At 45.6% G+C, this 634-nt stretch carries 1 pseudogene; it reads right to left on the bottom strand.

The features are described 5' to 3' along the window. Positions 1-634: pseudogene (locus A3729_RS32660) on the bottom strand (C4-dicarboxylate ABC transporter); the annotation flags it as partial.

The raw sequence follows: 634 nt of genomic DNA, 5'->3' as shown, positions 1-634 counted from the left end.
TAAACTGACTCAAAGCCTTCGGGTATGGATAAACCACTACCGCTCCGTTCTAGAATGCCGCCAATCGTAAAAGAGCAAGCCATTAGCATCAGTAGCGCGCCAATTTGCACCGAAGAATTGCCAATAGCATTGTTAAACGCCGATACGATATTGGGGCTAACATTCAAGGTCTTATTTTGCTGCTCAAAGTCCCGGCTGAACTTACGTTCATAAATAATAAAGGCGAACATAATAACGGGGAGGATAATCGGGGCTGAAAATTCATCAAGATAGGCATTCAACAATACGGCGTAAATCAACATGCTGAGCGCAATAATGATGATATAAGGAAGCAGTGCTCGAAACTTTGTAATAGAAGGCTGAAATGCTTCGCTAAAAGGTGCGATGCTTAAAGGCCCACGTCGAGTCAGCATGGCAAACATAAAAAACACTGCAAGCGTTAGCATGAAAACCCGGCTTCCCCAATAAAACAAATCATCACTCAAGACTTCTTTGTTGAGAATGGCAATACCGATTACCAACAGGCAGGGCCTTAATACAACGCCTGAGCTTCCGGTCATTGCGGTGACCGCCAGTGCAAGCTGACGCCGAGTACCAACACGCCTCAACTCCTGATAAACCACAGCACCCATGG

The organism is Oleiphilus sp. HI0043, assembly GCF_001634935.1.
Note: the sequence above shows the minus strand (reverse complement) of the source record. Positions and strands in the feature narration are given on the sequence as shown.